The organism is Ferrovibrio sp. (assembly GCF_017994015.1).
In the GTDB taxonomy this organism is placed as follows: Bacteria; Pseudomonadota; Alphaproteobacteria; order Ferrovibrionales; family Ferrovibrionaceae; genus Ferrovibrio.
The window spans coordinates 246,337-268,150 of the sequence record NZ_JAGOLP010000001.1 but is presented as its reverse complement, the minus strand read 5'-3'; the positions used below and the strand labels follow the sequence as shown (position 1 = coordinate 268,150).

Sequence of the window (21,814 nt, the reverse complement as noted above, 5' to 3'; positions counted from 1 at the left end):
GCGGCCCTGTCACAATATGCCGGCCGGCGCCGTCTTGGGTGTAGCTTACATCTGAAGGAGCGCCGCCATGAGCCAGAATCCGCATGCTGTTGTCACCGCCCTGGAACGCATCGCCGCCGCTGAAGCCGTGCTGGGCGTGCGGCTGGATTATCAGCGCGAAATGGCCACGCTGGGCAGCCCGGTGCTGGGCCATATCCAGGCCATCACGGCGATGAACCGCGCCGCCGCCGATGCCGCCCTGCCGGCGGCGATCCGGCAATTCGCCACATTAGGCGCGGTGCAGCAGGATGATTGCGGCGAATGTGTGCAGATCCATGTCAATCTCGACCGCGCCGAGGGCGCCGATCCGGCGCTGCTGCGTGCCGCGCTGGCCGGACGGCCGGAAGACCTGCCGGCACCGCTTGGCCTGGCCTGGCGTTTCGGCCAGGCGGTGGCGGCCAACACGCCCGAGCTTGAAGCCTTGCGGCAGGAACTTGAGCAGCATTGTGGCCGCGCCGCGATGATCGAACTGAGCTTCCATATCGCCGTGGCGCGTTTCTATCCCAGTGTGAAGCGGGCTTTGGGTTATGCACAGACCTGCGCTTTGGTGCAGGTGGCGGCATGAGCGATCACGCCGCGCTGTTTGAACGCCATCGCCGCCGCCTGCACGGCCTGGCCTATCGTATGCTCGGCAGTGTTGGCGAGGCCGAGGATGCGGTGCAGGACACGTATTTGCGCTGGCATGGCCAGAGCCTAGCCGATTTGCGCAACCCGGAAGCCTGGCTGGTCACCGCCTGCACCCGGCTGTGTATTGACCGGCTGCGCGCCGCCAAGGTGGAGCGCGCCGCCTATACCGGACCCTGGCTGCCGGAACCCGTGCTGGCGGCAGAGGCGGATTTTGAGGTGGAACTGGCGGAAAGCCTGTCGCTTGCTTTCCTGCTGGTGCTGGAGCGGCTATCGCCGGCCGAACGCGCCGCCTATCTGCTGCGCCAGGCCTTTGACTATGATTACCCGGCAATCGCCGCCATTCTTGGCAAGAGCGAAGCCGCCTGCCGGCAATTGGTCAGCCGGGCGCAGAAACATGTGCAGGCGGACCGGCCGCGTTTCGGCGCCGCCGATAATCAGCACCAGGCGGAAGCCCGGGATCGCGCCCGTGATCTGGCGCGGCGTTTCGCCCAGGCTGCCGAAAGCGGCGATGTGGCGGCCTTCGCCGGTTTGCTGGCCGATGATGCGATGATCTGGTCCGATGGCGGCGGCAAGGCGCGCGCAGCGCTGAATGTGATCCATGGTGCGGATCGTTGTGCGCGGTTTTTCGCCGGTCTGGCACGCAAGAATGGCCCGGGCTTCAGCCGGCAATTCTGCCGCGTCAACGGTCAGCCGGGTTTTGTGGTGTTTCATGCCGGGGTGCCGGTCTCGGTATTCACCTTCGGCATCGAGCAGGGCCGCATCCGCGCCATCTTCGTGGTGCGCAACCCGGACAAGCTGGCCCGGCTCGACCTTATCCACTAATCACTCATCCAGGGGCAGCATCAGCAGGCGGCCAAAGCCTGGCACCGCATCGTCGATGCCGGCCAGCCGCAGGCAATGCCAGGCCAGGGCCTGGTTGCTGGTGACAATCGGTTTGCCGATTTCCTGCTCCAGCGCCTCGATCCGCTCCACCAGGCGCAGCGCGGTGCAGGATACAAATACCGCATCGGTATCCGGGGCGCGGCCGATCTGGCGCACCGCCTCGGCGGCGCTGGCCTGGCTCACCCGGTTCACCATGGCACCGTTGGCGATGTTCCAGGAAGCCATGGCCGGCACGCTGAAGCCCTGCTCGATCAGATACTGCCGCATCGCCTGGTTCACCTCATGTTGATACGGCGACAGGAAGGCGATGCGCCTGGCGCCGAGCCGTTGCAAGGCCAGGCAGCCGGCTTCCATCGGCGTGGTGCAGCGCAGCTCGGGCCTTTGCTGGCGCAGCAATTCATGCACCCGGGCGATGCCGATGGAAAGCGAGCCGGAGGTGCAGCCAAAGGCCATCACCTCCAGCCGCAAGCCGGGCAGCAGCAAAGCAGCGGCGTCGGCCAGGCCACCTTCCATGCGGCGCAGGGTTTCCAGATTCACATTGCCGGCATGATGCAGGATGCGGGTGACATAATGTGCCACATCCGGCTGCTGCCAGATCTGCCGGCATTCATGCTCGATGGTCTGATCGCCGGATAGCGCAATCAGCCCGATCCGCCCGCGCGGCCCCAGCCCGGCATCCATTTCATAGGGCAACTGGCGCAGGTCGATGGTGAGGTCGGCAACGGCGGTCATCGGCAGGCTCCGGGCTTGAGGCAAGCCGCAGCCTGCCACAGCCAGCGCCGGGGTGAAACCGTTTTTGACTAACTGTTCAATTAGTAGCGGACGGCCTCAGGCCAGCGAGCGGCGGCTCAGGGCGTCTTCGATGGCGTTCCAGATTTCGGCTTCCAGTTTTTTGCCGTCGAAGCGGTTGATCTGCTGGATGCCGGTGGGCGAGGTGACATTGATCTCGGTGAGGTAATCGCCGATCACGTCGATACCGACAAAGATCAGCCCGTCGCGTTTCAGGAACGGCCCGATCATTTCGCAGATTTCTTCCTCGCGCCGAGTCAGGCCGACCTTTTTCGGCTGGCCGCCAACATGCATGTTGGAGCGCGCCTCGCCGGCTGCCGGCACGCGGTTCACGGCGCCGACCGGGCGGCCATCCACCAGGATGATGCGCTTGTCGCCGAGCCGCACTTCGGGCAGGTATTTCTGCACAATCACCGGCTCGCGGCTCAGCTTGGTGAACATCTCGTAGAGCGAGCCGAGATTTTCGTCATCCGGCCGCAGATGGAACACCCCGGCGCCGCCATTGCCGAATAGCGGCTTCAGGATGATGTCCTGATGCTCGGCGCGAAACGCCTTGATCGCTTCAAAATCCGACGAGATCAGGGTTGGCGGCAACAGGCCGTCAAAATGCGTCACATAAAGTTTTTCCGGTGCGTTGCGCACCGCCACCGGATTGTTCACCACCAGGGTGCGCGGATGGATATGCTCCAGCAGATGCGTGGCGGTGATATAGGCCATGTCAAACGGCGGGTCCTGGCGCATCAGCACCACGTCCATATCCGTCAGATCGATCAGTTCCGGCGCGCCGAGGCTGAAATGGTTGCCGCGTTCGGCGCGCAGCCGCATCGGCCGGGCGCGGGCCAGCACGCGGCGGTCATGGAAACTGAGGTCTTTCGGCAGATAATGCCACAAGGCATAACCGCGTGCTTCGGCTTCCAGGCCAAGCACAAAGGTGCTGTCGCCATCGAAATCGATCGATTCGATGGGGTCCATCTGGATCGCCACCTTCAACGCCATGGCCGGTTCCTTCTATTGCTGAATTGCTGGTGCTGCTGGTCAGTTAAGCTGGCGCCGAATGTGGTGCAGAAAGGCCTGCGCCTCAAGCCCTGCGCCCTCATCGGCGGAAAGCACCAGGAAGCGCTCGGTGGCGCTGATCGATTGCCGGATGCGGCCGCGTTTTTCTTCCACCAGGCCGAGTTCGCGCCAGGCCGGGGCAAAATCCGGCGCCACCAGCAGCATCCGTTCCAGCATGGTGGCGGTGCGGTCCACATCGCCATTCTTCCAGGCCCGTGCCTTGATATTGTTGGCCAGTCGCAACAGCACGTCGCGGCTGCGCATCGGCCGCACATGGTCGGGGCGCAATTCCTGCTCACCGCTGATCCGGCGCAGCAAATCCTGCATCAGCGGCGGATCGGCGATGCGGCCGCGATGAAACGGGTCGAGCACCAGGCTGCCATCCTCGCCCTGCACGCGGATCAGAAAATGGCCGGGGAAATCCAGCCCGTCCACCGCCCAGCCCTGGGCGCGGCCGGCATGGATATAAAGAATGCCCAAAGCCACCGGCAGGCCGAGGCGGCGGTCGATCACCCGCATCAGGTCGGCATTGGCCGGGTCGTCATAACTCTCGTTATCGCCGCGATAGTCGTTTTCGCCGGCAATCACCGCCGCCAGCGCCAGGGCGCGCGGCCCGGCCTCGGCGCCGGCATCTTCGCCTGCCACCTGGCCCACCAGATCGGAGAGATGGCGCCGATAGGGCGCCAGGTCGATTTCCGGCCGGTCCAGCGCCGCCATCAGCAAAGCGGCTTCGGCGATATCAAGCTGGTCGTCGGGCATGGCGCCCAGCGCGCGCAAAGCAGTTTCAATCGCCGCGCTGCCGGTCGCCATCGCCGCTAGACCGGGCGCCGGCGCGAATCGGTCTTCAGCAGCACATGGCTGACGACGCGGCGCACACCCTGGATGGTGCGGGCATGATCGGTAACGCGCAGCAATTCCGCCTCGCTCTGCGCCAGGCCGAGCAGGTAGATGGTCCCGTTCACGGTATCGATGGAATAGTTGATATCCACCACCGAGGAATCGCCGGTCAGCTTGAAACGCAACTGGCTGGTGATCCAGGTATCGTTGGCCGAATCAATCAGGTTGCCGCTCGGTGCGATCACCAATTCGTTGATCACTTCCACGGCGCGGCCCTGTTCCCAGGCGATACGTTCGGCCTCGTCGCGGTCGGCCTGTTTCTGCACCACGCCGGTCAGCAGCACGCGGCCTTCATACACGGTGACGCTGACCTTGCCGAACAGGCTCAGGTCTTTCTGGAACAGGCGTTCGTTGATGGCGAGCTGGATGCCCTTGTCATTGGCGGCATTCTTGGCGCCGCGTTCCTCGGCGGCGGCCACGCCGGCGGCGGCCCCGGCCCCCACGGCAATGCCGACACAGCCTTGCAGCAGCGGCAGGGTGCCGAGCAGCAGCAGCGGCAGCACATAATGCAGCCTGGAATGGGTGATCTGGGGGGCGGCAATACGGGTCACGCGCTACTCTCCTCGGGTCGATCAAAGTTCCGGGCGCCAGGCATCCCGGATATGGTGTGGCAGCCGCCAGGGTGCAAGCAGCAAGGCGTCAAAACGCAAGGCCACCCGGTCATGGTCGGGCAATTGCGCCCAGAATACCGAAGCGGCGCGCTGGATGCGATATTTTTGCCGGGGTGATACCGCTGCGGCGGCCTGATCGTGGTCGGGGCGCCATTTCACCTCCACTGCCGCCAGCACCTGGCCGCGCCGCGCCAGCAGGTCCACCTCGCCGCTGCCATGGCGGAAATTGCGCGCCAGGATGGTGTAGCCCTTGAGGCGCAACCAAAGCGCGGCCATAGCCTCGGCCTGGCGTCCGCTGCGCTGATGGCGCTGGCGCTTATGGCGATCCATTTGCCAGCTCGGCGGCCAGTTCCAGGGCGCGGGCATAAACCGCCCGTTTGCGCTGGCCGGTGGCGGCAGCCACCGTGGCGGCAGCCTGGCTGACACTGAGATGCAAAAGGGCGGCGCGCAATTGCGTATCCAGGTCGGCCACCTGGGCGGCCAGGTCGGCGGCGGCGGGCGGGCCGATCACCAGGGTCACTTCACCGCGCGGTGCGCCGGCCTCGGCATAATGCGCCGCCAGTTCGGCCAAGGTGCCGCGGCGCACTTCCTCAAATTTTTTGGTCAGTTCGCGCGCCACGGCGGCTTCGCGGCTGCCGCCCAGCATCTGGGCCAGCCGGGCCAGGCTTTCCGGCAGCCGTTGTGCACTTTCCAGCAGCACCAGGCTGGCCTGGATCGGCGCCAGTTCGGCGGCCCAGGCCTCGGCGGCCTGCGCCTTGGCGGGCGGAAAACCGGCAAACAGGAAACGATCCGTGGGGAGGCCGGCCAGGCATAACCCGGCCAGCACCGAGGACGGGCCGGGCAGGGCGGTGACCGGCAGGCCCTCGGCCACCGCCTCACGCACCAGCTTGTAGCCGGGATCGGAAATCAGCGGCGTGCCGGCATCCGAGATCAGCGCCAAAACCGCGCCGGCGCGCAGCCGGCGCAGCAATTCCGGCCGCATCTCGGTGGCGTTATGCTCATGATAGGGCAGCAATTTGGCCCGGATGCCATAGCGTTGCAGCAAAGCGCCGCTGGTGCGGGTATCCTCGCAGGCAATCACATCAGCGCGGCCGAGCAGCGCCAGGGCGCGCACCGTGATATCGGCGGCGTTGCCGATGGGTGTCGCCACCAGATATAAGCCTGGGGTGAAACTGTCCTGGCGACCCAGGCCGGCCAGGGCGGCAGCCAGCAGATCGCTGGCCGATCCTGGCACGGGTGGGGCGCCGGTCTCGGCGGATGACATGGGCGGTTCCGTAATACGCAGCGGAAAGCGAGCAAGTGATGAGACGTTACCTTAAGGCCGGGTTCTGCATGCTGGCAATGGTGGCCCTGGCGGCTTGCGAACATGCGCCGAAATCGCTGCCCGAACTGCTTGATACCATTGTGAATGGCCCGCCCACCTCGCTGGTGCGCCCGGCGCCGCAACCGCAGCGCCCAGCCGCTCCACCCCAGGCTGCTGCGCCGCCGCCCGCCCCGGCGCCCCAGGCCACGCCCCAGCCTGCCCCCCAGATTCAGGTGGAAGCCCGGCCGCTGGAAGCGCCGCCCGCCCCATCCGGCATGACACCGCCGGCTCTGGTGGCGCCCAGCAGTGCTGAAGGCGTGCGGATCGGCTTCCTGGTGCCCCTATCCGGCCCCAGCGCGCCACTGGGCCGCGCCCTGCTGGATGCGGCGCAGATGGCCTTGTTTGATCTGGGCGATGATCGCCTGGTGCTGCTGCCGCGTGATACCGAAGGCCGGCCGGAAGCCGCCGCCAGCGCGGCGCAGGCGCTGCTGGCCGAAGGCGTGGATATTATCCTGGGGCCGCTTTTTTCGGCTTCGGCTGCGGCTGTGGCGCCGCTGGCGCGGGAACGCGGCGTCAAGGTGCTGAGCTTTTCCACCGATCGCGCCGTCGCCGGCGGCGGGGTTTACATCCTGGGTTTCACGCCGGATCAGCAGGTGGCGCGTGTGCTGGCCTATGCCCGCGCCAAGGGGCTGAACCGCTTTGCCCTGCTGGCGCCGGATTCGGCCTATGGCAATGCCGTGGCCCAGGCGATGGAAGCCGCGCTGAGCAATGGCGCGGCCATGCCGGGTAATCAGGACGTGCGGCTGCTGCGCCAGGATCGTTATCCCGCCGATGCGCCGGACCTGACCCCCAGCGTGCGCCGCTTTGCCGCCGCTTTGCGTGGCCTGTCGCCGGCCGAGCCGCTGGCCGACGGTGCCGTGCTGCCGGGTGCCAGCGGCGCTTTGGGCGGCAGTGCCGGCCCGGGTCAGCCCGGCAATGTGGTGGCGCCGGCGCCGATTGATGGCCTGCTGCTGCCGGAAGGCGGTGCCCGGCTGCGCGCCCTGGCGCCTTTGCTGCCGTATTTTGATATCGATCCGCGCGCCGTGCGCTTCATGGGCACCGGCTTGTGGGATGATCCAAGCTTGGGTAACGAACCGGCGCTGATCGGCGGCTGGTTTGCCGGCCCGGCGCCGGAAGGGTTTGAGGAATTCCGCAAACGCTTCGAGCAGGTTTATGGCCGCCGCCCGGCCCGCCTGGCCAGCCTGGCTTATGACGCCACGGCGCTGGCCGGGGTGCTGGCGCGCAATGCGATCCAGGCCAGTCAGCCGCTTTTTGCCGATATGCTGCTGAATAACCCGGATGGTTTTGCCGGTTATGACGGCGTGTTCCGCTTTCGTGCCGATGGCGTGGTGGAACGTGGCCTGGCGGTGCTGGAGGTGCAGCGGCGCGGCGCTCGGGTGGTAGACCCCGCGCCGGCCAATTTCCAGGTCACGACAAATTAACAATTACTGGAGTTGAATAGGCCAAATCAGCGATCACGTTTGTTGTGTGATGCTGTGTTGCCTCTTGCTTGCGGCGGCCTTTCGGTCGAAAAAGAGGCAATAGACAACTGCTGCGAGTGCTGTTTGGGTGGCAGAGTATGCTTGTGTGATGGGTTTCAGTCGCTTAAACCAAGAATGATGAGATCGGTGGCTGGGGGATTGAAGAAGGTCGTTTTACATGAGCATGGAAAAGATCGACTTTTCCAAAATTAATTTTCTGATTGTGGACCCCAACCGGCTGATGGGCACGATGATTCGCGACGTGTTGGTGACGCTGGATGCGCATCATATCGACCGCGCGCGCAATTTTGAGGGCGCGGTGACGATCCTGCGTCAGGGCCGCATTGACGTGCTGATCACCGAATGGGATTTGCAGGCCGAACAGAATGGCATGGATCTGGTGAGCTGGCTGCGCAACGACCCGGCCTCGCCCAACCGGCTGATGCCGGTGATCATGATGACGGCCAATTCGGAAATCGAATATGTGGTGCGCGCCCGCGATGCCGGGGTGAATGAATTTGTCGCCAAGCCCTATACGGTGCAGAGTTTCTACACCCGGCTGGCTGCCGCCATTGCGCGGCCGCGCCAGTTTGTGCGCGTGGATGGTTATTTCGGCCCGGATCGCCGCCGCAAACGTGATGAAGCCTATGGCGGGCCGGAACGCCGCATCGAAACCGATGGCCGCCGCTGATGCCAAAGCGCCCCACCTTTATTGCCGCCCCTCAGGAATTGAAGCGCAAGGCGGTCAATTTCAAACGCGGCTTTTCGCTCAAGCTTGAACCCGAAGCGGTCAAGAAGCTGGAGCAGGTGGTGGAAAAGGCCACCGACAACTTCACCATCGAAGTGGCCGAGAAGCTGAAGCAGTTGCGCCTGGCGCTTGATGATGTGGCGCAGGGCGGCGCCCGTGGTGTGCAGCAGATGCGGGAAATCCGCAATGTGTCGCTGGATATCAAGGGCATGGGCGGGATGTTCAAATATCCCCTGCTCACCGCCTTTGCCAAAACACTGAATGATTTTGTGCAGGGCATGAACGATCCGAGCGACATCCAGCTCGATATCATCGCGGCGCAGATTGATGCGCTTTATGTGGTGATGGCCAATCGCATCCAGGGCGGCGGCGGCGCCACCGAGCGCGAATTGCTGCAAGTGCTGCAAGTGGCCGTGCAGAAATACAAGGATGGCTGACGGCGCCGCCCTTTGGCGGCGCCGGCAATCAAATTATCACAAAACCAGCAGAAACAGGCCGATGGCGGCGGTGGCGGCCCCGGCGCCGCGGGTCAGCAATGCCAGGTTGCCCTGGTTTGCCAGCCGGGCGGCAAATAGGCCCAGGCCATGCAGCAGGGCGGTGCCGAGCAGCATGCCGGCAGCATAGGGTGCCAGTGCGGCGCCGCCGCTTTCCAGCGCATGGGCATAACCATGGCACAGCGCAAAGCCGGCGCTGGCCAGCATCGCCAGGGCCAGCGGCGGGCGCAAAGACAGCGCCACGGCCAGGCCCAAAGCCAGCAGCGAGAGCAGGATGCCGGTTTCGGCAAAGGGCAAAGTGATGCCGGCCAGGCCAAGGCCGAAGCCGGCCGCCATGGCGGTTACAAAGGCGCCCGGCACGGCATAGATGGCGCGGCCACCCTGCTGCATCGCCCACAGCCCCACCGCCACCATGGCCAGCAGGTGATCCAGGCCGCCGAAAGGATGCGTCAGGCCGCTGCTGAAGCCTTCAGCAGCATGGCCGGGATGGGCAGAGGCTGCGCCGGAAAACAGAAAAGCCGCCGCGCCCACGGCGATCGCAAGCCGCGTGCAGGTACGCTGTGTGGCAGGAAACATCGAAATCCCCTCTAACAATATGCTGCGCGACCCACCTGCTATCTTTGTGCCTGCTTGGCGCCGCTTTGACAAGCCGGGATGATGCAGTACAACAACCGTCATGGCCCTCGATTATATCCGCGACCCGGATCGCGCCCATCGCGAGACCCTGGCCCGTATCCGCGCCCGGGTTGATATGGGTGGCCTGCCGCCCGGCATCGCCGAAGTGGCTTTGCGCCTGATCCAGGCCAGTGGTGATACCGGCCTGCTGCCGGACCTGGCCTGGTCGGCCGATCTGGTGCCGGCCTGCCAGGCGGCCTTGGCGCGAGGCGCCGCCATCCTGACCGATTCCGATCTGGTGGCGCATGGCCTGATCCGCGCCCGGCTGCCCGCCGCCAACCCGGTTCACTGCTATCTCAACCACGTCACCGCGCGTCGCATAGGCCGCAGCCAGAATATCACCCGCGCCGCCGCCGCCGTGGAATTATGGCCGCCGCATCTGGCTGGCGCATTGGTGGTGATCGGCGCCTCACCCAGCGCCTTGTTCCGCTTGCTGGAATTGCTGGATGAGGGTGCGCCGCGCCCGGCGGCGATCCTGGCCTTCCCGGTCGGCTTTGTTGATGCCACTGAAGCCAAGCAGGAACTGGCGCGTGATACGCGCCGGCTACCCTACCTGCTGCTGCATGGCACACGCGGCGGTGGCAGTCTGGCCACGGCGGCGCTGGATGCCCTGACCGGGCTTGGGCCAGCGCCTCGTTCGGAGGGCGGATAGACCACGCCCGGCCCCAGGCGCTAAACTGGGTTTAACGATTCGTTAGTCTTGCGAGCGTAAATCCGCCTCATGCCGTTTTGTCGTTTCAGTATCCCCCTTCTCGCCGCCTTGCTGCTTGTGGTGCCGGCTCCGGCTGTGCTGCTGGCTGCCGACAAGCCGGTGCAGCATGCCGCCCTGTCCAGCCCAATGCTGGCGGTGCCGCAGCAGTCTGATCTCAGCCGGCCGGTAGAGGCGCAGAAAGGCCCGGATTCCGGCCTGCCGCTGCCGCGTTTTGTCAGCCTGGCGGCCGACAAGGTGAATGCCCGCACCGGTCCCGGATCGCGTTATCCGATTGCCTGGCAATACCAGCGCCGCGGCCTGCCGGTGGAAGTGGTGGCGGAATACGAATACTGGCGCCGCATCCGTGATCGTGATGGCACCGAAACCTGGGTGCACAAGAATCTCACCTCCGGCCGGCGCTATGCCCTGGTGGATGGCATGGTGCGCGACCTGTTCAAGAAGCCCGATGCGGCTGCCGATGTGCTGTTGCAGGCAGAGCCCGGTGTGCAGGTGCGGCTGCGCAAATGCCAGGAAGCCTGGTGCCAGGTGGAAATCGCCGGCAGCAAGGGCTGGATGCCGCGCCAGCATCTCTGGGGCCTCTATTCGGATGAGAGCTTCGATTAGAAGCGAAGCCTAGCTGCGGCATTTCGCCCTCTATCCCGGCGCCGCCACTGCCCTATTCTCGCAATCATGGAACACGAAGACAGCATCGAAGCCCGCGCCGAGCGGCGGCGCCAGATCGCCCCCGGCAGCCATGCCGGGGTAGACGAGGCGCTGATCGAGCGTGTGGTGCGTGGCTTTTACGGCCATATCCGCCAGGATGCCCGGCTCGGGCCGATCTTCGCCGCCGAGATTGGCCATGATTGGGAACCACATCTGCGCAAGATGATCGATTTCTGGTCCTCGGTGCTGCTGATGACCGGGCGTTATTCCGGCCGGCCGATGCCGGTGCATATCCGGCTGGATGGCAGCAAGGGCGATGGCAAGGGGCTGGATGCCGGCGATTTCCAGCATTGGCTGGCGCTGTTCGAGGCCACCTTGCGCGAACTCTGCCCCGGCCCGGCGGAAGCCCTGTTCATGGACCGCGCCCGCCGCATCGCCGAAAGTTTCCGTATGGGCATCCAGTTCCATCGCGGCCAGACCCCGGATTGGCTCGGGCCGGTGCGTTCGGTTCAATAAAGCCGGTTCTTGTAGCTTTCTTCCAGATATATATCGGCCTGCGCGCCATCCACGCCCTGCACCTGGTCGGCGATGACACGGCCCAGGCTGGGGAAGGCGCTGCGCGGCACCTGGCTTTCCGGCTGCCACAGCTTTGAGCGCAACAGCGCCTTGCCGCAATGGAAATACATTTGCGTCACGATCACGCGCAAAGCGGTGCCGGGGATTTTGCCCTGCGCGGCCAGCGGTGCCAGCAGGGCGGCATCGCTGACAATCTCGGCACGGCCATTGATGCGCAGGGTTTCGTTGATGCCGGGCACAAAAAACAGCAGGCCGATTTCCGGCCTTGCCTGCACATTCTGCAAGGTATCAAGCCGGTTATTGCCGCGCCGATCCGGGATCAGCAGGGTCTGCGCGTCCAGCACCTGCACAAAGCCCGGGGCATCGCCGCGCGGCGAGCAATCAGCACCATCCACGCCGCCCGAGGCAATCACCAGAAACGGCGATAGTGCGATGAAGTTGCGGGCGTGATCGTCCAGATGCGCAAGCTGCTTGTTGCGTGCCAGATCGCTGGGCGGATCATAAAGCTGGCTGAGGTCGGTCATGGCGGGCCATCCTGAAAGAACAGATGGCCCGATTATGCCCTGATTTGTGCTTCAGATAAAATCCTGCGCCAGCGCCTGGCGCGTGCTGTCCGAAACAATGGCGAGATGGCCGTAATTCGGGTGGTCGCAGCCAAGCAGGATGCGGCTCTCCGCCTGGCGGAAGGCGGCGATCTGGCTCGGGTTCAACGGAAAACGCAGGAAATGCACCGCCGAGGTTTTGCCATCCTCGCGGTTACGTTCGGCATCATCTTCGGGTACGGCATAGATTTTTTCGCCGTTGATCTCAACAAACAGATGGCTGTCGATGCCGCCCAGGCTGCCGAGCACGCGGGCACGGCGCACCGGCTCGTCGATTTCCAGCATGAAGGTGGCCACCAGTTCGCTGCCCTTCGGCACCAGCGGCGCATAGGCCGCCAGTTCATCGGCCATCTGCTCCTCGCCGCCCTTCTCGATGTAGAGCATTTCCTGAATCTGCCACCACATGGTGAGGAAATTCTCAAAATAGAACGTGGCATGCGGGCCCAGCGCCACGCGGCGATGTTTTTTCATCGCCACCACTTCGCTGCGCTTGTCGCGGCGGATGGCGACAAACGCATCCATCGAAATGATGTCGTCGCGGCTCAGGGTGGTTTTCGGCGCCATGTACATTCCTGCCTCTCAGATCAAACCATAAGCCTTGGCAAACAATTCCACCGGATGCTCAGCCTTTTCCGGCAGCTTGAAGCCGTCCTTGTCCTTGCCTTCGGTTTCCATGCCCTGGCGGATATGGATCGCAGCCAGCGGGCATTCGGAAGCGATATGCGCCTTGTTTTCCTTCACCGCGCTGCGCATCACCGGCTTGCCCACCTTCATGCCGATCTCGAAGAAATCGGTGCGCACGCCCCACGAGCCGCCATGGCCGGCGCAGCGTTCGATCACCGCCAGGTCCTTGCCCTGCTTCATCTCGGGGATCAGCTTCAGCATGTCCACCGCCTTGTTACCCATATTCTGGGCGCGGGCATGGCAGGCCAGATGCAGCGTGACGCCGCCTTCCAGCGGCTTCAATCCCGGCGCCAGGCCATCCTTCTTGGCGATGTCGACAATATATTCGGAGATGTCGAATGTGGCCTGGGCCAGCTTTTTCACCAGTGGGTCATCCGGCAGGATCAGCGGCCATTCAAATTTCAGCATCAGCGCGCAGGATGGCACCAGCGCCACGATATCGTAGCCCTGGTCGATCAGCGGCGCGTAGAAGGCGGCCACCACGCGGGCTTTCTGCGCCACATCCTCGATATCGCCCTGTTCCAGCCGCGGCATGCCGCAGCAGCCGGGATAATCCACGCGCAGAGCCACGCCGTTATGGGCCAGGATTTTCTGCGCCGCCACGCCGATATCGGGGTTGTTGTAATTGCCGAAGCAGGTGGCATAGATCGCCGCCTTGCGCTTGCCATGGGCCGGCGCGGCAGTGTTGAGGACGGCCGGCTCGCTTTTGGCCCGCGCCACCAGGGTCTTGCCAGTGAATTTCGGCAATTCGGCATCGCGATGGATATCCGCCACCTTTTCCATGATCGGGCGGGTCAGGCTGTTGCTGCGGTCGGAAGCCCAATTGGCAATCGGCGCCACCAGCCCGGCCAGCTTGCCGTTGCGATCGGTCTGGCTCAACTGGTCGCCGATGGCATCAACATGGCCCTGCTTCCGCTCGGCGGCGCGATAGCGCAGCATCAGATGCGGGAAATCCAGGTTGAATTCATGCGGCGGCACATAGGGGCATTTGGTCATGTAGCACAGGTCGCAGAGCGTGCAGGCATCCACGACCGGCTTGAAATCCTTGCTGTCTACCGTATCGAGTTCTTCGCTCGGCGCCGCATCGACCAGATCAAACAGGCGCGGGAAGGAATCGCACAGATTGAAGCAGCGCCGGCAACCATGGCAGATATCGAAGATGCGCCGCATTTCGGCGTCGATCTTCTCCAGGTCGTAGAAATCGGGGTTGTTCCAATCCAGCGGATGCCGGGTTGGTGCCTCCAGGCTGCCTTCACGCATGATCTGCTCCGGTGCGTCTGATCGTTTGCCGCCGCCGGATCGATAGTGTCCGGGGCAGCATAGCTGGGGCCAAACCCCGGCCCGGATGCCTGTTGTCAGGCGGCCCGGGCCGGGGAACGGTCACGTCACGGAAACTGGCTCAGGCCAGGCTGTCCAGCGCCTTCTGGAAGCGGCCGGCATGGCTCTTCTCGGCCTTCGCCAGGGTTTCAAACCACTCGGCGATTTCGTCGAAGCCTTCCTCGCGGGCGGTCTTCGCCATGCCCGGATACATGTCGGTATATTCGTGCGTCTCGCCGGCAATGGCGGCCTTCAGGTTCAGGTCGGTGCCGCCGATCGGTTCGCCGGTGGCCGGATCGCCCACTTCGGCCAGGAATTCGAGATGGCCATGGGCATGGCCGGTCTCGCCTTCGGCGGTGGAGCGGAACACGGTGGCGACGTCGTTATAGCCTTCAACATCGGCCTTCTGGGCGAAATACAGATAGCGGCGATTGGCCTGGCTCTCGCCGGCAAAGGCTTCCTTGAGGTTGCCGTGGGTCTTGGTGCCACTGAGTGCGGGCATGGTTATTCCTCCTGGCTGGTAGGCAGCCGCCCGGAAGGATTTCCAGGGCGGCGGGGGCTCGCTCGGAAACTAAATCGCGAGGAACGGCAGGAATTATGGAGCCGAACCGATTCGTGTCAATTGTTTTTAGAATAATTCTAAATGATGCGAATGACTCTCAGTGAAAACCGAAAGCAAGCGCAAATCATTCGCAAGTATTCGCCACAGCGAATAATGCCGGCTCAGCTTGCCGGGGCTGCATCATCCAGGCGCAGGATCACATCCACCCGGCTGATACGCTGGCCGGCCGGGGCCTGCGGCAGATTGGCAAGCTGCACATGGCTGGCCGGAATGTCGCGCAGGTCGCCGGATTTCTCATAATAGAAGTGATGATGCTGCGACAGGTTGGTGTCGAAATAGGCGCGGCCGGAATCCACCGTCACGATCCGCAACAGGCCGGCATTGGTGAATTGGTGCAAGCAGTTATATACCGTGGCCAGCGACAGCTTGACGCCCTGCTCGGCGGCGCTGGCATACAGGCTTTCCGCCGTCACATGGCGATCCAGGCCGTCGGCAAACAAAATCTCAGCCAGCGCCAGGCGCTGCCGGGTGGTGCGCAAGCCGGCCCGGCGCAGGCGCTGGCCGGCATTCGATTCCATGGCTTCAGCCGTCGGTTCTGCTATGCCAGACGCGATTTCCGCCGTCTGTGCCGGGGAGGGCTTGCGTAAAGTCGTCATGTCCCCAGATATAACACAGCTGTTACAAAAAGAAACGAAACAGTTGCCCCGGGCCGGGCAATGGCTAAAGTGAGCCGGATTTGAGTGGCCTGGTCTAGTGGTTATGGGGGTCGGCCCCAACCGCCTTTTGGCGGTCGTAATCGTTGCAAATCGAGGATTTCCGCCCGTGGAACGGAAGAGTAGCTATACTTACGAGGATCTGCTGGATTGCGCTCACGGCAAGCTGTTTGGCGAGGGCAATGCCCGCCTGCCGCTGCCGCCGATGCTGATGCTCGACCGCATTCTCAAGATTGCCTCCGACGGCGGTAAATACGGCAAGGGTGAAATCCATGCCGAACTCGATATCAAGCCCAATCTGTGGTTCTTCCCCTGCCATTTTGAGAGCGATCCGGTGATGCCGGGCTGCCTCGGCCTGGATGCGATGTGGCAGCTGGTCGGGTTTTTCCTCGGCTGGAGCAAGGCGCCCGGCAAGGGCCGCGCGCTCAGCGTCGGCGAGGTCAAGTTTTCCGGTGAAGTGACGCCGGAATCGCAGAAGATTTCGTTCCAGATCGATATCAAGAAACTGCTGATGCGCAAATTCGGCATCGCCGTGGCCGATGGCTGCATGTATATCGACGGCAAACTTGCCTATGAATGCAAGGACATGCGGGTCGGCGTGTTTCCGGCCGGCATGGCCGCCAGCGCGGGAGCCTGAACATGCGCCGTGTCGTCGTCACCGGAATCGGTATCGCCTCCTCGATCGGCAATAATGTCGCCGAGGTGACGGAAAGCCTCAAACTGGGCCGTTCCGGCATCCAGTTTTCGGAGGAATATGCCAAGCTCGGCTTCCGCAGCCAGGTTTACGCCCCGGTGAAGATCGACCTGGAAGCCGCCATCGACCGGCGCCAGAAGCGCTTCATGGGCGATGGCGCCGCCTATGCTTATCTCGCCATGGAGCAGGCGCTGGCCGATAGCGGTCTGGAAGAGGCCGATATCGTCAATCAGCGCACCGGCCTGATCGTCGGTTCCGGCGGCCCCTCCACCCGCAATCTGATCCAGGCCGCCGATATCACCCGCGAGAAGGGCGGCCCGAAGCGGATCGGCCCGTTCATGGTGCCGCGCGCCATGTCCAGCACCTGCTCGGCGGTGCTGTCCACCGCGTTCAAGATCAAGGGCCTGAGCTATTCGATCTCCTCGGCCTGCTCCACCTCGGCGCATTGCATCGGCAATGCCGCCGAACTGATCCAGTTCGGCAAGCAGGATGTGATGTTTGCCGGCGGCGGCGAGGAACTGGATTGGGCCCTGTCCAACCTGTTTGATGCCATGCCGGCGATGTCGTCGAGCTACAATGCTACCCCGGAACGGGCTTCGCGCGCCTATGACAAGGACCGCGACGGCTTTGTCATTGCCGGCGGCGGCGGCTTGGTGGTGCTGGAAGAACTGGAACATGCCAAGGCACGCGGCGCCAAAATCTATGCCGAACTTGTTGGCTATGGCGCCACTTCGGACGGCGCCGACATGGTGGCGCCCTCGGGCGAAGGCGCGGTGCGCTGCATGCAGCTGGCGCTGAATGAAGCCAATCGTGGCCATAATGCCCCGGTGGATTATATCAACACCCATGGCACCTCCACGCCGGCCGGCGATATCACCGAACTGAACGCGATCCGCGAAGTGTTTGGCGATATGGTGCCGCCGATTTCCTCCACCAAGTCGCTGACCGGGCATTCGCTCGGTGCTGCCGGCGTGCAGGAAGCCATCTACGCGCTGCTGATGATGCAGCATGATTTCATCGCCGCCTCGGCCAATATCGAAAATCTCGACCCCGGCGCAGAAGGTTTCCCCATTGTGCGCGAGCGGCGCGATAATGTGACGCTGAACCGCGTGATGTCGAATTCCTTCGGCTTCGGCGGCACCAACGCCACGTTATTGTTCCAGCGCTACGACGCCTGATCGCTCAAACCATATCATTGAAGAAAATAACGCCATGACGGAAACACGCGGCCTGATGGCCGGCAAGCGCGGCCTGATCATGGGCGTCGCCAACGATCATTCGATTGCCTGGGGCATCGCCAAGATGCTGGCGGCGCATGGCGCCGAACTGGCCTTCACCTATCAGGGCGAAGCTTTTGAACGCCGCGTGCGGCCGCTGGCCGATAGTGCGCAGGCCAAGGCGGTGGTGCCGTGCGATGTTGAAGACGAAGCCAGCCTGAAGGCGGCGATTGATGGCGCTGCGGCGGCACTGGGCGGTCAGCTTGATTTTGTCGTGCATGCCATCGCCTATTCCGACAAGGAAGAACTGAAAGGCCGCTATCTCAACACCACGCGCAGCAATTTCAGCCGTTCGATGCTGATCTCCTGCTATTCCTTCACCGAAGTGGCGCGGCTGGCCGTGCCGCATATGAGCCAGGGCGGCGCGCTGATCACGCTGACCTATGAAGGCTCCACCCGCGTGATGCCGAATTACAATGTGATGGGCGTGGCCAAGGCGGCGCTGGAAGCCAGCGTGCGTTATCTGGCGGTGGATCTCGGCCCGCAGAATATTCGCGTCAATGCCGTCTCGCCGGGCCCGATGCGCACCCTTGCCGGCTCGGCCATCGGCTCGGCCCGCGCCACGTTCAAATTCACTGCCCAGCATAGCCCGCTGCGCCGCAACGCCTCGCTGGAGGAAGTCGGCGGCTCGGCCTTGTTCCTGCTCTCCGATCTCGGCGCCGGCGTCACCGGCGAGATTGTGCATGTGGATAGTGGCTTCCACGCGCTCGGCATGCCCAACCCGGCCGATCTGAATGGCGGCGAGGGCTGAATCTCAGCCGTAATGGTAGCGGCATTGCGCAATTTCAACGCGCTGCTCGCTGCCGCTGCCAACCACGCGATAAACCAGCCGGTGTTCGACAATGATGCGGCGCGACCAATAGCCTTTCAGGTCATGGCGCAAAGGTTCCGGCTTGCCCAGGCCCTGAAAGGGATGGCGGCGAATATCGTCAATCAATAGGCCAAGTTTGAGCGCCAGTTCTGGCGCTTCGGTCTGCAATTGGCGAAACTCTGCCCAGGCATGCGGCGAGAAGATTACCAGCATTACTCTGGCTTTGGGTCCGGCAGCGTGTAAGTCACAAACTGACCGGCTTCAAGCTGTGCAATCGATTCCCGCAGGCGTTCGGCATTCTTCGGGCTGGAAAGCAGATGCAGTGTGGCTTCCAGCCCTTCATATTCCTCCAGCGACAGCATCACCACCGGGGCGCCGTTGCGCCGCGTGATGATGGTTGGCGCCCGCTCGTCGCAAACCTTCTGCATCAGTTCGGCAAGATTCTGCCGCGCCTGAGTATAGCTGATCACACCCATGGCCTGCTCCTTTTTCCTGTACAATAAATTGTACAGGAGGGGCCAAGCGTCAAACCGGAATCAGAGTTTCAGCGCCAGTTCGCGGATGGTGGCGCGGCAGGAATCGGCGGTCTGGCGCAGGTAGTCACGCGCTTCCGGGCGCAGGTTGTCCTGCTGCAATTGTTCATTGATGGACGCAAGAATCGCCCGCAAGTGCCTGATACGCACCGACATACTCTGATCCCCCACAAGGTCGTTCATGGGCGCGAGCTTGGCTGATTCGTGGTTAACAAAGTTTATCCACAGCCGAATTATCGCCCAGATTGCAGATCAATCTGGTGCGAATTCAGACCGTAACGTCGGCGTGGCGCCCCATGCCGCGTGGACGCGGGCCGGTGCGCTGCGCATCGGTGCGCGATTCGGTGGCATTGGCATTGTTATCGGCATTGCGGCCCTTGTCGCCGCGCGTGCCGGCCGAGCCGCCGGAATTGCCTGAAGCAGCCGCTGCCATGCGGGTATCTGTGCGCACGCCAAGCGCCGCCACCCCGGTTGCCGCCTGCAAGGCGGCCGGTCCCTGGTTGGATTGCACCTGGTTGGGCGATTGCGCCACCGTAGGAAGCAATCCTGCTGCTTGCACGATCAGGCTCATACGGAAGATTGTATCCCTATTTGACGCTAGGGCAAGAAAAGATGACAGCGCAACAAGATGGTTGCGCCCGGGCGCGGAAAGCGAGAGGCTGCCGCCATGGCCGCACCGCCGAAAAAACCCGCTCCACCAGCCGCGCCGGGCGCCTTGCAGCGCCTGATGAACAAGCTGTTTGTGCCGGAAAACAAGGCAAAAAATCCAGGTCCGGCGGTGGCACGGCCAGCCCGGCGGGCGGAAGACCCGCGCGCCGAACTGGCCCGGCTGATCCGCAGCATCCGCGCCCGGCTGGATCCCAAATTATTGAAGCTGGCGGAAAAAATCGCCCGCAAGGGGCCACCCACCACGGATAACGAGCGCGCCATGCTCAGTGTGGAACTGTTCCTGGCGCAGCGCAATGATGGCGGCGCCTTTGCCGCCAAGCTGCGCGAAAAGCTGGAACAGGAAAAACAGCGCGGCGGACCCACCCGGCATTAAGCCGGGCGGCATTAAACCGGCTTTAGCAGCTAGGGTGCGGACCCATTATTAGCGGGTCCGTGACGGCGTGATTTTCTTGCCTGGCCAGGAGGGCAAGCCGAAAGCGATGTGGTGCATCGGTGAGGCTTGGCGACGCCGCCAGGCAAGAAAAGCACACCGCCCCGCAGGGGTTGGTCCAGGCAGGCCGCCGGACGTTGTTGCAAATCTTGCCCGTAGTCCCGCTACGCGCTTCGATTTGCTCCTAGCCGGCGGCCTGCCTGGGCCAATCCCGGACCCGCTAATAATGGGTCCGCACCCTAGTGAATCTGGCGCGGCGGCGGCTCGGTTTCGCCCGCTGTTGCAGCCGGCGGAACAACTGCTTCATCCGCTGCGGCGGCTTCTGTGCTGGCAGCTTCGCTCGGCGCCGGCTCGCCGCGTTTGAGCCGGGCATGCGCCCGGGCGCTGAACGGGATCGAAATGATATAGGCGATTTCCAGCAGCGCCAGGCTATACCAGGGCTCGTTCATCAGCAAAGCCGCCAGCAGGCCGACGCCGAGCAGCACCGGCAGCACCGCCTCGCGCTTCACCCGCACCCGCTTGAAGGAATAGGTCGGCACTTTGCTGATCATCAGGAAGCCGATGCCCAGCGCCCAGACTGCATTCAGCAGCGGCGAGCGGAACAGCGCCGAATCGATTTCCAGGCTCAGGATCATGAACAGCAAGGCCAGGCCGGCGCCGGCCGGCGACGGGATGCCGGTGAAAAAACTGCCGGTCCAGACCGGCTTGCTGGTATCTTCCAGCGCGGTGTTGAAGCGCGCCAGGCGCAAAGCGGTGCAGGTGGCGAAGGCCAGCACCACCAGCCAGCCCGGATTGCCATTGCCGAGATCGTGCAGGGTCCAGAAATACAGCACCATCACCGGTGCCACGCCGAAGCAGAGGAAATCGGAGAGTGAATCGAGTTCGGCGCCGAACCGGCTGGCGCCCTTGAGCAGCCGCGCCACGCGGCCATCCAGCATGTCGAACAGGGCCGCCACGGCAATCGCCGCCACGGCGAATTTCCACTGCCCGGCAATGGCGAAGCGGATTGAGGTCAGCCCCGAACACAGCGCGCAGATGGTCAGGATATTCGGCGCCAGCATATTGAGCGGCAGCTTGCGCAGGCGCTGCGGCGGCTTGATCAGCATGGCGAAAGCTCCCTGGCTGGTGAATGAATCCGGGGCTGCGGCTTGGTTCAGATGGCGTTCAGCGGATTTCGCCGCCGCGCGCCGCCTCTGCGCTGTCATCCTCGGCAATCACGGTTTCGCCGGCGATGGTATTCTGCCCCACCACCACCAGCGGCACCATGCCGTCATCCAGATACACGTCCACCCGGCTGCCGAAGCGGATCAGGCCGAAGCGTTCGCCGGCCTTGAGCTGCTGGCCTTCGCGGGCTTCGCACAGGATGCGGCGCGCCACCAGGCCGGCAATCTGCACCACGGCCACTTCCTTGCCGCCGGCCAGCGCCAGCTTCATCGACTGGCGCTCATTGTCGGTCGAAGCCTTGTCGAGTGCGGCATTGAGGAACTTGCCCGGGCGATAGGCCAGGGCGGCCACCGTGGCATCCACCGGCGAGCGGTTCACATGCACATTGAACACGTTCATGAAGATCGAGATGCGCAGCCGCGCATCATTGCCCATGCCCAATTCCTCGGGCGGCACGGCGCGTTCGATCATCTGCACCACACCATCGGCTGGCGCGATCAGCAACGTGGCCGGCGCCTTGCCATCCGGGCCGGGCTGGCGGATCGGCGTCACACGCGGCGGGTCGCGGAAGAAATAGGCGCACCAGGCAGTCAGCACCACGCCGAGCCAGCCCAGCGGCACGGCAATGGCGAACAGGATCAGGGTCACCAGGGCGAACAGCGCGATGAACTTCCAGCCCTCGCGGTGGATCGGCACCAGAACCGAACGGATCGTGTCCATACTGAGCAAGCCTCACTGTCTTGAATGCAGTGCGGCATTGTACCGGCATTAAGCCTCGGCTGAAAGCCTT

30 protein-coding genes are annotated in these 21,814 nt (G+C 63.7%); 12 read left to right on the top strand and 18 right to left on the bottom strand.

What is annotated here, in order from left to right:
- Window positions 1–67 precede the first annotated feature (67 nt).
- Window positions 68–604: a hypothetical protein gene (locus tag KBB36_RS01440; RefSeq protein ID WP_290975824.1), complete on the top strand. Its 537-nt coding sequence runs from the start codon at window positions 68–70 to the stop codon at window positions 602–604.
- On the top strand, window positions 601–1,488 hold the full coding sequence (locus KBB36_RS01435; RefSeq protein ID WP_290975821.1) for an RNA polymerase sigma-70 factor: 888 nt from the start codon (window positions 601–603) through the stop codon (window positions 1,486–1,488). Before KBB36_RS01440 ends, KBB36_RS01435 begins: the two co-directional genes overlap by 4 nt.
- On the opposite strand, the gene KBB36_RS01430 is transcribed toward KBB36_RS01435, so the two are convergent.
- The 6 genes from KBB36_RS01430 to rsmI all read right to left on the bottom strand — a co-directional run bounded on the left by KBB36_RS01430 (window position 1,489) and on the right by rsmI (window position 6,162).
- On the bottom strand, window positions 1,489–2,280 hold the full coding sequence (locus tag KBB36_RS01430; protein ID WP_290975818.1) for an aspartate/glutamate racemase family protein: 792 nt from the start codon (window positions 2,278–2,280) through the stop codon (window positions 1,489–1,491). It lies immediately after the preceding gene.
- A gap of 96 nt (window positions 2,281–2,376) precedes the next feature.
- Complete coding sequence (gshB, locus tag KBB36_RS01425; RefSeq protein ID WP_290975817.1) at window positions 2,377–3,333, bottom strand: glutathione synthase; 957 nt, start codon at window positions 3,331–3,333, stop codon at window positions 2,377–2,379.
- 39 nt (window positions 3,334–3,372) lie between these two features.
- On the bottom strand, window positions 3,373–4,200 hold the full coding sequence (locus tag KBB36_RS01420) for a SirB1 family protein (RefSeq protein WP_290975814.1): 828 nt from the start codon (window positions 4,198–4,200) through the stop codon (window positions 3,373–3,375).
- A 5-nt stretch (window positions 4,201–4,205) separates the two neighbouring features.
- Window positions 4,206–4,838 (bottom strand): BON domain-containing protein, encoded by a 633-nt coding sequence (locus KBB36_RS01415; RefSeq protein ID WP_290975812.1) that lies wholly within the window; start codon window positions 4,836–4,838, stop codon window positions 4,206–4,208.
- 21 nt (window positions 4,839–4,859) lie between these two features.
- Window positions 4,860–5,228, bottom strand: a complete 369-nt coding sequence (locus KBB36_RS01410; protein ID WP_290975809.1) for a YraN family protein — start codon at window positions 5,226–5,228, stop codon at window positions 4,860–4,862.
- A complete protein-coding gene (gene rsmI / locus KBB36_RS01405) occupies window positions 5,215–6,162 on the bottom strand; it encodes a 16S rRNA (cytidine(1402)-2'-O)-methyltransferase (protein WP_290975805.1) in 948 nt (315 codons plus the stop codon). Before rsmI ends, KBB36_RS01410 begins: the two co-directional genes overlap by 14 nt.
- Window positions 6,163–6,200: 38 nt before the next feature.
- Here rsmI and KBB36_RS01400 point away from each other — a divergent pair, with 38 nt between their 5' ends.
- The 3 genes from KBB36_RS01400 to KBB36_RS01390 all read left to right on the top strand — a co-directional run bounded on the left by KBB36_RS01400 (window position 6,201) and on the right by KBB36_RS01390 (window position 8,906).
- Window positions 6,201–7,682, top strand: a complete 1,482-nt coding sequence (locus tag KBB36_RS01400) for a penicillin-binding protein activator (RefSeq protein WP_290975802.1) — start codon at window positions 6,201–6,203, stop codon at window positions 7,680–7,682.
- 217 nt (window positions 7,683–7,899) lie between these two features.
- Window positions 7,900–8,412: a response regulator gene (locus KBB36_RS01395; RefSeq protein ID WP_290975799.1), complete on the top strand. Its 513-nt coding sequence runs from the start codon at window positions 7,900–7,902 to the stop codon at window positions 8,410–8,412.
- Window positions 8,412–8,906: a hypothetical protein gene (locus tag KBB36_RS01390; protein ID WP_290975796.1), complete on the top strand. Its 495-nt coding sequence runs from the start codon at window positions 8,412–8,414 to the stop codon at window positions 8,904–8,906. Before KBB36_RS01395 ends, KBB36_RS01390 begins: the two co-directional genes overlap by 1 nt.
- Before the next feature lie 36 nt (window positions 8,907–8,942).
- On the opposite strand, the gene KBB36_RS01385 is transcribed toward KBB36_RS01390, so the two are convergent.
- On the bottom strand, window positions 8,943–9,539 hold the full coding sequence (locus tag KBB36_RS01385) for a HupE/UreJ family protein (protein WP_290975792.1): 597 nt from the start codon (window positions 9,537–9,539) through the stop codon (window positions 8,943–8,945).
- A gap of 100 nt (window positions 9,540–9,639) precedes the next feature.
- Here KBB36_RS01385 and KBB36_RS01380 point away from each other — a divergent pair, with 100 nt between their 5' ends.
- The 3 genes from KBB36_RS01380 (at window position 9,640) to KBB36_RS01370 (ending at window position 11,508) form a co-directional block, all read left to right on the top strand.
- A complete protein-coding gene (locus tag KBB36_RS01380; RefSeq protein ID WP_290975790.1) occupies window positions 9,640–10,290 on the top strand; it encodes a precorrin-8X methylmutase in 651 nt (216 codons plus the stop codon).
- A gap of 69 nt (window positions 10,291–10,359) precedes the next feature.
- Complete coding sequence (locus KBB36_RS01375; RefSeq protein WP_290975787.1) at window positions 10,360–10,953, top strand: SH3 domain-containing protein; 594 nt, start codon at window positions 10,360–10,362, stop codon at window positions 10,951–10,953.
- Between the two features lie 66 nt (window positions 10,954–11,019).
- Window positions 11,020–11,508 (top strand): group III truncated hemoglobin, encoded by a 489-nt coding sequence (locus KBB36_RS01370; protein ID WP_290975784.1) that lies wholly within the window; start codon window positions 11,020–11,022, stop codon window positions 11,506–11,508.
- Here the strand turns inward: KBB36_RS01370 and KBB36_RS01365 are convergent.
- From KBB36_RS01365 to irrA, 5 genes are all read right to left on the bottom strand, one after another.
- The gene (locus KBB36_RS01365) at window positions 11,502–12,092 is read right to left on the bottom strand and encodes a pyridoxamine 5'-phosphate oxidase family protein (protein WP_290975781.1); all 591 of its coding nucleotides are present in this window, start codon (window positions 12,090–12,092) and stop codon (window positions 11,502–11,504) included. The genes KBB36_RS01370 and KBB36_RS01365 overlap by 7 nt on opposite strands.
- A gap of 51 nt (window positions 12,093–12,143) precedes the next feature.
- Window positions 12,144–12,734: a DUF3501 family protein gene (locus KBB36_RS01360; RefSeq protein ID WP_290975779.1), complete on the bottom strand. Its 591-nt coding sequence runs from the start codon at window positions 12,732–12,734 to the stop codon at window positions 12,144–12,146.
- Window positions 12,735–12,749: 15 nt separating this feature from the next.
- Window positions 12,750–14,114: a heterodisulfide reductase-related iron-sulfur binding cluster gene (locus KBB36_RS01355; protein WP_290975776.1), complete on the bottom strand. Its 1,365-nt coding sequence runs from the start codon at window positions 14,112–14,114 to the stop codon at window positions 12,750–12,752.
- Window positions 14,115–14,253: 139 nt separating this feature from the next.
- Window positions 14,254–14,673, bottom strand: a complete 420-nt coding sequence (locus tag KBB36_RS01350) for a rubrerythrin family protein (protein ID WP_290975774.1) — start codon at window positions 14,671–14,673, stop codon at window positions 14,254–14,256.
- 221 nt (window positions 14,674–14,894) lie between these two features.
- The gene (gene irrA / locus KBB36_RS01345; RefSeq protein WP_290975772.1) at window positions 14,895–15,311 is read right to left on the bottom strand and encodes an iron response transcriptional regulator IrrA; all 417 of its coding nucleotides are present in this window, start codon (window positions 15,309–15,311) and stop codon (window positions 14,895–14,897) included.
- A gap of 244 nt (window positions 15,312–15,555) precedes the next feature.
- On the opposite strand from irrA, the gene fabA reads away from it, so the two are divergent.
- From fabA to KBB36_RS01330, 3 genes are read left to right on the top strand one after another with little or no spacing between them, the layout of a single operon-like run.
- Window positions 15,556–16,083: a bifunctional 3-hydroxydecanoyl-ACP dehydratase/trans-2-decenoyl-ACP isomerase gene (gene fabA / locus KBB36_RS01340; RefSeq protein WP_290975770.1), complete on the top strand. Its 528-nt coding sequence runs from the start codon at window positions 15,556–15,558 to the stop codon at window positions 16,081–16,083.
- A gap of 2 nt (window positions 16,084–16,085) precedes the next feature.
- Complete coding sequence (gene fabB / locus KBB36_RS01335; RefSeq protein ID WP_290975768.1) at window positions 16,086–17,318, top strand: beta-ketoacyl-ACP synthase I; 1,233 nt, start codon at window positions 16,086–16,088, stop codon at window positions 17,316–17,318.
- Window positions 17,319–17,352: 34 nt separating this feature from the next.
- Window positions 17,353–18,168 carry an SDR family oxidoreductase gene (locus KBB36_RS01330; RefSeq protein ID WP_290975766.1) on the top strand — a complete coding sequence of 272 codons (816 nt, stop codon included), beginning with the start codon at window positions 17,353–17,355 and terminating at the stop codon, window positions 18,166–18,168.
- Between the two features lie 3 nt (window positions 18,169–18,171).
- Here KBB36_RS01330 and KBB36_RS01325 read toward each other — a convergent pair whose 3' ends face one another.
- From KBB36_RS01325 to KBB36_RS01310, 4 genes are all read right to left on the bottom strand, one after another.
- Window positions 18,172–18,441 carry a Txe/YoeB family addiction module toxin gene (locus tag KBB36_RS01325; protein ID WP_290975764.1) on the bottom strand — a complete coding sequence of 90 codons (270 nt, stop codon included), beginning with the start codon at window positions 18,439–18,441 and terminating at the stop codon, window positions 18,172–18,174.
- The gene (locus KBB36_RS01320; protein ID WP_290975762.1) at window positions 18,441–18,704 is read right to left on the bottom strand and encodes a type II toxin-antitoxin system Phd/YefM family antitoxin; all 264 of its coding nucleotides are present in this window, start codon (window positions 18,702–18,704) and stop codon (window positions 18,441–18,443) included. The genes KBB36_RS01325 and KBB36_RS01320 overlap by 1 nt, the downstream gene beginning before the upstream one ends.
- A 60-nt stretch (window positions 18,705–18,764) precedes the next feature.
- On the bottom strand, window positions 18,765–18,917 hold the full coding sequence (locus KBB36_RS01315) for a hypothetical protein (protein WP_290975760.1): 153 nt from the start codon (window positions 18,915–18,917) through the stop codon (window positions 18,765–18,767).
- A gap of 112 nt (window positions 18,918–19,029) precedes the next feature.
- Window positions 19,030–19,332, bottom strand: coding sequence for a hypothetical protein (locus KBB36_RS01310; protein WP_290975758.1), 303 nt, complete (start codon window positions 19,330–19,332; stop codon window positions 19,030–19,032).
- Window positions 19,333–19,428: 96 nt separating this feature from the next.
- Here KBB36_RS01310 and KBB36_RS01305 point away from each other — a divergent pair, with 96 nt between their 5' ends.
- Window positions 19,429–19,803, top strand: a complete 375-nt coding sequence (locus KBB36_RS01305) for a hypothetical protein (protein ID WP_290975756.1) — start codon at window positions 19,429–19,431, stop codon at window positions 19,801–19,803.
- Window positions 19,804–20,099: 296 nt separating this feature from the next.
- On the opposite strand, the gene KBB36_RS01300 is transcribed toward KBB36_RS01305, so the two are convergent.
- Both KBB36_RS01300 and KBB36_RS01295 read right to left on the bottom strand, forming a co-directional pair.
- On the bottom strand, window positions 20,100–20,966 hold the full coding sequence (locus KBB36_RS01300; protein WP_290975753.1) for a phosphatidylcholine/phosphatidylserine synthase: 867 nt from the start codon (window positions 20,964–20,966) through the stop codon (window positions 20,100–20,102).
- Between the two features lie 58 nt (window positions 20,967–21,024).
- A complete protein-coding gene (locus KBB36_RS01295) occupies window positions 21,025–21,744 on the bottom strand; it encodes a phosphatidylserine decarboxylase (RefSeq protein ID WP_290975751.1) in 720 nt (239 codons plus the stop codon).
- Window positions 21,745–21,814: the final 70 nt, after the last annotated feature.